Here is a 9,088-nt window from a genome sequence, read left to right as displayed (position 1 = left end):
GGCTGCGGCGGTGGCCGAGCGGTCGCGCGAGACGTCGGCGCCCTACGCGGCGCCGGCCACCCGGCTGCAACGCGCGCTCTGCCACATCGTCGCGGAGCTGTTGAACCGCGACGCCGACGCCGTGGGCGTGCACGACGATTTCTTTTCCCTCGGTGGCGATTCCGTGCTCGCGACACAGGCCGTCGCCGGCATCAGGCAGTGGCTCGATTCGCCGAGCCTGATGGTCGCCGACATCTTCGCCGCCCGGACAGTCGCCACCCTGGCCCAGTTGCTCGTCGGGCGGGAAGCCGACGGTGGCCGGCTCGAGCAGGTCGCCGAGGTGTACCTGGAGATCGCGGAGATGTCGAGCGTCGACGTGCTGTCCGCCCTCCAGGAAAGCCCGGCGAAGCCGACCGCTACGGCGCCGCGGGAGTTCAAGCCCTGGGTGAAGCGGTTCCCCGCTGCCGCCGCGCGCGGCTCGGTGGTGGTTTTCCCGCACGCCGGAGGTGCGGCCGCGGCATACCGGTCGCTGGCCAAAGCGCTGTCGGCCAACGACGTTGACGTCTTCGTGGTGCAGTACCCGCAGCGGGCCGACCGGCGGAACGATCCCGCGGCGGACAGCATCGGTGCGCTGGCGCGCGAGCTTTTCGAGGCGGGCGACTGGGCTTCGGCGGCTCCGCTGAGCCTGTTCGGGCATTGCATGGGGGCGGTGGTGGCCTTCGAGTTCGCCCGCGTCGCCGAAAGCAATGGTGTGCCGGTGCGGGTGCTGTGGGCTTCGGCCGGGCAGGCACCGTCCACGGTCGCGGCGTACGGGCCGCTGCCGACCACCGAAAGTGGCGTGCTGGCGGACATGGTGGATCTCGGTGGGACCGATCCGGTGCTGCTGGAGGACGAGGAATTCGTCGGGCTCCTGGTGACGGCGGTACAGGCCGACTACCGCGCCTTGAACGCCTACTCCTGCGGTCCGGACGTGCGCATCGGCGCGGACATCCATGCGGTCGGTGGCGACCGCGACCACCGGATCAGCCGGGAAACCCTGGCCGGCTGGGAAACCCACACGTCCGGCCGATTCGCGGTGTCCGAATTCGAGGGCGGTCACTTCTATCTCAACCATCACCTCGACGCGGTGGCCCGGCTGGTGAGCGCCGATGCCCGATAGCGACCCGGTCGTTGTCGTCGGGTTGGCGGTGGAAGCGCCCGGCGGGATCGAAACCCCGGACGACTTCTGGGCGCTGCTGTCCGAGCAGCGGGAGGCGCTGGGACCGTTCCCCACCGATCGGGGCTGGGCGCTGCGCGAACTGTTCGACGGGTCGCGGCGGGACGGGTTCAAGCCCATCCGTAACCTCGGTGGATTCCTCGGTAGCGCAACGACATTCGATCCGGATTTCTTCGGCATCTCCCGGCGGGAAGCGACGGCCATGGACGCCCAGCAGCGGGTCGGGCTGCGGGTGGCGTGGCGCAGCGTGGAGAACGCCGAGATCAACCCCGACGACCTGGCCGGTCATGACGTGGGCTGCTACGTCGGCGCTTCCGCACTCGAGTACGGCCCGCCCCTGTCCGAGTTCTCGCACCACAGCGGGCATTTGATCACCGGGACGTCGCTGGGTGTCATCTCCGGGCGCATCGCCTACACGCTGGACCTGGCGGGTCCCGCGTTGACGATCGACACCGCATGCTCGTCGGCGCTGGCGGCGTTCCACACCGCGGTGCAGGCGATCCGGGCCGGCGACTGCGACCTCGCGATCGCCGGCGCCGTCTGCGTGATGGGCAGCCCCGGCTATTTCGTCGAGTTCTCCAAGAAGCACGCGTTGTCCGACGACGGCCGCTGCCGGCCCTACAGCGCGCTCGCGAGCGGAACCGTCTGGGCCGAGGGTGCCGCGATGTTCGTGCTGCAGCGCCGGTCCAGGGCGGTGGCCGACGGGCGTCGCATCCTCGCCGAAGTGCGTGCCAGCTGCCTGAATTCCGACGGGCGCAGCGCCGGGCTGATGGCCCCCAGCGGCGACGCGCAGCTGCGCCTGTTCCGGCGCGCCCTCGCGCAGGCCGGGATCGAGCCCGTCGACGTCGGGATGATCGAAGGCCACGCCACCGGAACCCGGCTCGGCGACCGGACGGAGCTGCTGTCCATGGCGGCCAGTTACGGCACCGCGCCGCCCGGACGCGGACCGTTGCTGGGTTCGGTCAAGTCCAACATCGGACATGCGCAGGCGGCGGCGGGTGCGTTGGGTCTGGCCAAGGTGATCCTGTCCGCCGAACACGCCGCGGTGCCCCCGACCCTGCACGTCGACGAGCCCAGCCACGAAATAGATTGGGAGAAGCAGGGTTTGCGGTTGGCGGACAAGCTGACTCCGTGGCACGCCGTCGCTGGGTGGCGCACCGCGGCGGTCTCCGCGTTCGGGATGAGCGGCACCAACACCCATCTGATCGTCTCGATGCCCGACACAGCCGGGCGCGGGGTCGCCTGATGGCCGTCAGACGACTACCCGACGGTCGGATCCCGGTGCTGCTCAGCGCCCACGCCGACGAACTCGTCGCCGCGGACGCCCGGGCGATCGCCGGCCATCTCGACCGCGCTCCGGAAACGACGGTGGCGCAGGTGGCCCGGCGGCTGCGCGGAACCCGACGGGTCCGCAGGCACCGCGCGGTGGTCCGCGCCGCGANTTTCCGGGGCACACCAGCCTGCTCGAACGGCTGCGCGAGGAATTCCAACGGCGACTGCCCGCGTCGGAATTCGCCGAGGCCCCGGTGCAATTCATCGGCGGCACCACCGGCGACGTGGTGGATTCAAAGGCGCGGTTCGGCGACTACTGGTATGCGAACCTGCGCAACACGGTGCGGCTGGACCGCGCGTTCGAGTCGGCAATCCGTTGCGGGGCAAGCTCGTTCATCGAGCTGTCGGCCCATCCCGCGCTGTTATTCTCGATCGGCCAGATCTTCGAGTCTCGCGAGGACCCAGCGGTGCTGGTCGGGTCCGCGCACCGGGACGAGCCGTTGGCCGAGCCGCTGTCGGCGAATATCGTCACCGCGGCGGTCGCCGACCCCGGCTATGACTGGGGCGAGTATCTGGACGGTGGCGACATGGGTCCGCGCGGATTTCCGAACGCGCCCATGCGCGCGATTCCGATGTGGGCGCACCCGGAACCGCTGGACACATCGCGGGGACCGACCATTGCCCTCGAGCACTGGGAACCGACGTCGATGCCGTCCATACCGATCGCGGGACCGCCGGTGTGTATCGCGGTGGTCGGCGCCGACCAAGGGCCTCTGGCCCGGTCGCTGCGCGCGGCGATCGAGTCCCATCCGGCGGCCGCCCTCGCTGCGCCGCGGGATGCCGAGATCGTCGTCGCGATCGCTCCCACGCTCAACGGCGCCGACGCCGCAGCGGNGACCTTGACGTCCCACTACGGCACCGAGCTCGTGTCGCCACCCTGTGATATCACCGATCCGGTCCAATTGTCGCTCCTCGCGGCGCAATACGGTGGCGCCGGCGCGTCGTTGATCGTCCACGCCGCGGGCAGCGCCACGTTCGGCACGTTAGGTGAGCTCGCGGCCGACGCCGTCGCGGACACCTTTGCCGGCAAGGTCCGCGGTCTTGCCCACCTGGCCGAGGTGTGGCCGGCGCGCGCCGACGCGCGAATGCTGTTGTGTTCGTCGGTGTCCGGGGCGTGGGGTGGCCGCGGACACGCGGCGTACTCGGCGGCCAACCGGCTGTTGGAGGTGACCGCCGCCCAACTGCGCGACGCGGGCAGGCATTGCGTCGCGGTGAAATGGGGCCTGTGGCAGGGCTCGACCGAATCGGGCCGGAGCATCGCGGATGCGGCCGGAATCGGCGACATCGAGCGGTCCGGGCTGCGCCCGATGGTCCCCGACGCGGCGATCGACGCGAGCTTGCGCGAGTGGCGCGAGGACCCGCTCGTGTTCGCGGCGGACGCGGCCCGGCTGCGGATGTTCCTGGACGGCAGCCGGTCCGGGCCACCGACGATAGAAGCCGTCGCGCGCGAATGTGACGAGGTGTCGGTGGCCGATGCGGTGCGCAGTCAGCTGGCGGCCGTGCTCGGAATCGAGCGGCCCGCCGAGGTGAACCTCGCCGAATCGCTCTTCGATCTGGGCGTCGACTCGATGCTGGCGCTGGATCTGCGCAAACGTCTCAACCGGACGATCGGCCGGACGGTCTCCCTGGCGACGCTGATGGGCGAAATCACCGGCGACGAACTCGTCGAAAGGCTCGGGGGCACCGTCGAGCGCCTCGAAACAGCACAGAAAGTGGACATTTCGCGTGACTGACATCGCCGACACCGGCGCCCGGGTCGATGCGGCCAGACTGGAACTGCTTCGGCGCAGGCTCGCCGAACGCGGTCTTGCCGGCGACGCCGAGGAACCTCGTCCCGCCGCCGAAGACCAGCTCTCCGACGGGCAGGCCCGCATGTGGTTCGTGCAATCGGCCGACCCCAGCGGCGCGCTGCTCAACGTCTGCGTCTCCTACCGGATCACCGGCGAGCTCGACCCCGCCCGGCTGCGTGACGCCGTCAACGCCGTGTCACGCCGCCATCGCATCCTGCGCACCACCTATGCCGTCAGCGACCAGGGCGACCCGCGGCCCGCGGTGCAGGACGATCTCCTCCCGGGGTGGGCCGAACACGACCTGACCGGCCTGCCGGCGCACGCGCGCCGGCTTCGCCTCGAAGTGCTGGCCCAGCGCGAATTCTGCGCGCCCTTCGACCTTTCCACCGACGCGCCGTTGCGGATCACCGTCGTGCGTACGGCGGCCGCGGAACACGTGCTGCTGTTGGTGGCCCACCACATCGCGTGGGATGACGGCTCCTGGCGGGTGTTCTTCTCCGATCTCACCAGGGCCTACCAGGGCGCCCATCTGGAGCCCCACCGCCCGCCTGCCGCGTCCGGACCGGATACCAGTGCGGCCGACCTGGACTATTGGCGCGCCGTCATGGCCGATCCGCCGGAGCCACTGGAACTTCCCGGCCCGGCCGGAACCGGCGTGCCGACCACCTGGCGCGCCGCCCGCACGACGCTGCGGCTGTCCGCCGACACCACCCGGGGGGTGACGGCGACGGCGCGGGACACCGGCTGCACCCCGTACATGGTGCTACTGGCCGCCTTCGGCGCGCTGGTGCACCGCTACACCCACTGCGACGACTTCCTGGTAGCCGCACCGGTGCTCAATCGGGGCGCCGGAACCGACGATGCCATCGGATATTTCGGCAACACGGTCGCGATGCGACTGCGGCCGCGCCCGACGATGAGCTTTCGCGAGCTGCTGGCGTCGACGCGAGACATCGCCACCGGGGCGTTCGCCCATCAGCGGGTCAACCTGGACCGCGTGGTGCGCGAATTGAATCCCGACCGCCGGCACGGCGCCGAACGGATGACCCGCCTGTCCTTCGGTTTCCGCGAGCCCGACGGCGGCGGATTCCGCCCGCCCGGCGTCGCATCCGAGCGCTACGACCTGCGCAGCAACCTCACCCAGCTACCCCTGGGGTTCATGATCGAATTCGAAAGCGCCGGCGCGCTGGTCGAGGCCGAGCACCTGCTGGAGATCCTGGAACCCGCGCTGGCGCGACAGATGCTGGACCACTTCGCCGTGCTGCTCGACGACGCCCTGGCCCATCCGGACAAGCCGCTGGCCGGTTTGGCGCTGCTGGGCGGGGCCGACGCCGACTGGCTGCGTGCGGTGTCGCGCGGTGAGTCGTTCGACACCGCGCCCACGACGCTCGCCGATCTGGTGTCCGAGCAGGCCGCGCGCACCCCCGACGCCGTCGCGGTGGTCTACGAGGGCCGCCGGCTCACCTACCGTGCCATCAACGAGGCGGCAAACCGCTTGACGCACTGGCTGATCGAGCAGGGCATCGGCAGCGAAGACCGGGTCGCCGTGCTGCTCGACAAGTCGCCGGAACTGATCGTCACCGCGGTGGGCATCGCCAAGTCCGGCGCGGTGTACGTGCCCGTCGACCCCACCTACCCGCGGGACCGGCTGGAATTCATCCTCGAGGACTGCGACGCGAAGCTGGTGCTGCGGGAGCCGGTGGGCGACTTGGCCGCCTACCGCGCCGACGATCCGGCGGACGCCGATCGGGTCCGGCCGCTACGGCCGGACAACACCGCCTACCTGATCTACACGTCGGGCACCACCGGATTGCCCAAAGGCGTTGCGGTGCCACATCGCCCCGTCGCCGAATACTTCGTCTGGTTCAAGGGGGAGTACGGGGTCGACCACACCGACCGGCTGCTGCAGGTCGCCTCCCCGAGCTTCGATGTGTCGATCGCCGAGATCTTCGGCACGCTGGCCTGCGGCGCGCGGATGGTGATCCCGCGCCCCGGGGGGCTGAGCGACATCGGTTATCTCACCGCCCTCCTGCGCGACCAGGGCATCACGGCAATGCATTTCGTACCGTCCCTGCTCGGCCTGTTCCTGTCGCTGCCGGGCGTCAACCAGTGGCGGACGTTGCGGCGCGTGCCGATCGGCGGCGAGCCGCTGCCGGGCGAGGTGGCCGACAAGTTCCACGCCACCTTCGACGCGCTGTTGCACAACTTCTACGGCCCGACCGAAACGGTGATCAATGCCAGCCGCTACATGGTGGAGGGCCCACAAGGTACCCGCATCGTGCCCATCGGCCGGCCCAAGATCAATACCACGATGTACCTGCTCGACGATTCGCTGCAGCCCGTTCCGGTGGGCGTGATCGGCGAGATCTACCTTGGCGGAACGCATCTGGCGCATGGATATCATCGGCGCGCGCGGCTGACCGCCGAGCGGTTCGTCGCCGACCCGTTCAATCCCGGGGCCCGGATGTATCGATCGGGAGACCTGGCACGCCGCAACGCCGACGGCGACGTCGAGTTCGTGGGCCGCGCCGACGAACAGGTCAAGATCCGCGGCTTCCGGATCGAACTGGGGGACGTGGCCGCTGCCATCTCGGTCGATCCCACGGTTGGCCAGGCCGTCGTGGTGGTCAGCGACCTGCCGCGGTTGGGCAAGAGCCTGGTCGGTTACGTGACCCCGGCGGCCGGCGACGACGGCAAGGCCGGTGTCGACCTCGACCGCATCCGGGCCCGGGTGGCGGCGGCGCTGCCGGAATACATGGTGCCGGCGGCATACGTTGTGCTCGACGAGATCCCGATCACCGCGCACGGCAAGATCGACCGCGCCGCGCTGCCCGAACCGGAGGTCGGTTCCGGCGGCGCGTTCCGCGAACCGGACACGGCCACCGAACGCCGCGTTGCGGGGCTGTTCGCCGAGCTGCTGGGCCGGGAGCGGGTCGGCGCCGACGACTCCTTCTTCGACCTCGGCGGGCATTCCCTGCTGGCCACCAAATTGGTTGCCGCGGTGCGCAACACGTTCGGAGTCGATCTCGGTGTTCGCGAGGTTTTCGAATTGGCAACGGTATCCAGGATCGCCGGACAGATCGACACGCGGGACCGGGATTCGGCGAGACCGCGTTTGGTTCCCGCACCACACGACGGCCCGGTGCCGCTGTCGTCGTCGCAGCTGCGAAGCTGGGCCACCTATCGGTTCGACGGGCCCAATGCCGTCAACAACATTCCGTTCGCCGCGGCGCTGCGCGGCCCGTGCGACACCGAGGCGCTGGTGGCGGCCATCACCGACGTCGTGGCGCGGCACGAGATCTTGCGCACCACCTACCGCGAAATCGACGGTGTCCCATACCAGATCATCCGCCCGCCCGCCGAGGTGGCGGTGCGGCGCGCCGACGGGCCCGACGAGCGCTGGCTGCGGGCCGAATTGGACGACGAGCGGCGTTACGTCTTCGACCTGGAGCGCGACCTGCCGCTTCGGGCCGCGGTGCTCGGGGTTCCGGGCCAGCACGTCTTGTCGTTGGTGGTGCACCACATCGCCGGTGACCACTGGTCCGCGGGAGTGCTGTTCACCGATCTGCTGACCGCCTACCGGGCCCGCCGCGGCGGGCAGAGGCCGTCATGGGAACCGCTGCCCGTGCAGTACGCGGACTACGGCAGGTGGCAGGCGGCGCTGTTGGACGACAGCGCGGGCATCGCCGGCCCGCAGCGCGATTATTGGGCCCGCCAACTCCAGGGGATGCCGGCCGAAACCGGTCTGCGCCCGGACTTCCCGCGCCCGGCCTGGCTCAGCGGTGCCGGTGAGGCCGTCGAGTTCAGCCTCGGGTCTCCGGCCCGCGACAAGGTGACCGCCCTGTGCCGCGACCTCGGCATCACCGAGTTCATGGTGCTGCAAGCCGCCGTCGCGGTCGTGCTGCACAAGGCCGGCGGGAGCCCGGACATCCCGATCGGCACCCCGGTGGCCGGTCGCGATGAAGCCGGGCTCGATCGGCTGGTCGGGTTCTTCATCAATATCCTGGTGCTGCGCAACGACCTGGGCGGAGATCCGACCCTGCGCGAGGTGCTGCTGCGGACCCGGGAAATGGCGCTGGCCGCGTACTCGCACCAGGACCTGCCGTTCGACCGGGTGGTCGACGCGGTCAGCCCGGCGCGGTCGCTGTCGCGCAATCCGTTGTTCGACGTGGTGGTGCACGTCCGCGACCGGTTGCCGCAAGGCGACGTCATCGACGGCGGCCCGGCAGGTGATACCACGTTCACCGCGCTGGAGCCGACCTTCGACGTCGCACACGCCGACATGTCGGTCAACTTCTTCGCCTCCGACCAGGGTTACCGCGGCCACATCATTTTCCGCCCCGAGCTCTATCGGCGCGGCACCGCGAGCCGGTTCGCCGACTGGCTGGTCCGCGTCGTCGAGGCGTTCGGCCACCATCCCGATCAACGGCTGCGCCAGGTCGAGATCGCCGGGGCGCAAGAGCGACAACGCATTCTGGACCGGTCCAACGCGGGCGACGGCGCGGCACGGGTATACCTGCTGGACGCCTGGCTGAACCCGGTCCCGGCCGGCGTGGTGGGCGACGTCTACTACGGCGGCGGCCCGGCCGTCATCGCCCGGCTGGCGAGCCCCGCACTGACCGCGACCCGTTTGGTCGCCGATCCGTTTGCCGCGCAACCGGGTTCGAGGCTCTACCGCACCGGTGAGCGCGGCGTGTGGAGCGACGACGGCCAACTGGAGCTGGTGGCGGGCGCGGCGACGCCCGCGGCAGCGGCACCGGCCGCTGGCGCG

The 9,088-nt window shown here is 70.4% G+C and carries 4 protein-coding genes; all 4 read left to right on the top strand.

Annotation, left to right across the window (positions count from 1 at the left end; all coding sequences use genetic code 11):
* Positions 1–1,138 (top strand): thioesterase domain-containing protein (locus BN4348_RS45285; RefSeq protein WP_235852755.1); only part of this gene is annotated, 1,138 nt, incomplete at its 5' end.
* On the top strand, positions 1,128–2,441 hold the full coding sequence (locus BN4348_RS45280) for a beta-ketoacyl [acyl carrier protein] synthase domain-containing protein (protein WP_066914068.1): 1,314 nt from the start codon (positions 1,128–1,130) through the stop codon (positions 2,439–2,441). The genes BN4348_RS45285 and BN4348_RS45280, both read left to right, overlap by 11 nt.
* 214 nt (positions 2,442–2,655) lie before the next feature.
* A complete protein-coding gene (locus BN4348_RS45275) occupies positions 2,656–4,260 on the top strand; it encodes a KR domain-containing protein (RefSeq protein ID WP_407937925.1) in 1,605 nt (534 codons plus the stop codon).
* On the top strand, positions 4,253–9,088 hold a 4,836-nt coding region (locus BN4348_RS45270), incomplete at its 3' end, for a non-ribosomal peptide synthetase (protein WP_066914064.1). The genes BN4348_RS45275 and BN4348_RS45270, both read left to right, overlap by 8 nt.

Origin of the sequence: Mycobacterium interjectum (assembly GCF_900078675.2) — a bacterium.
Classification (GTDB): Bacteria; Actinomycetota; Actinomycetes; order Mycobacteriales; family Mycobacteriaceae; genus Mycobacterium; species Mycobacterium interjectum.
The sequence above is the reverse complement of the archived record's forward strand: the minus strand, read 5'-3'. Positions and strand labels throughout refer to the sequence as shown.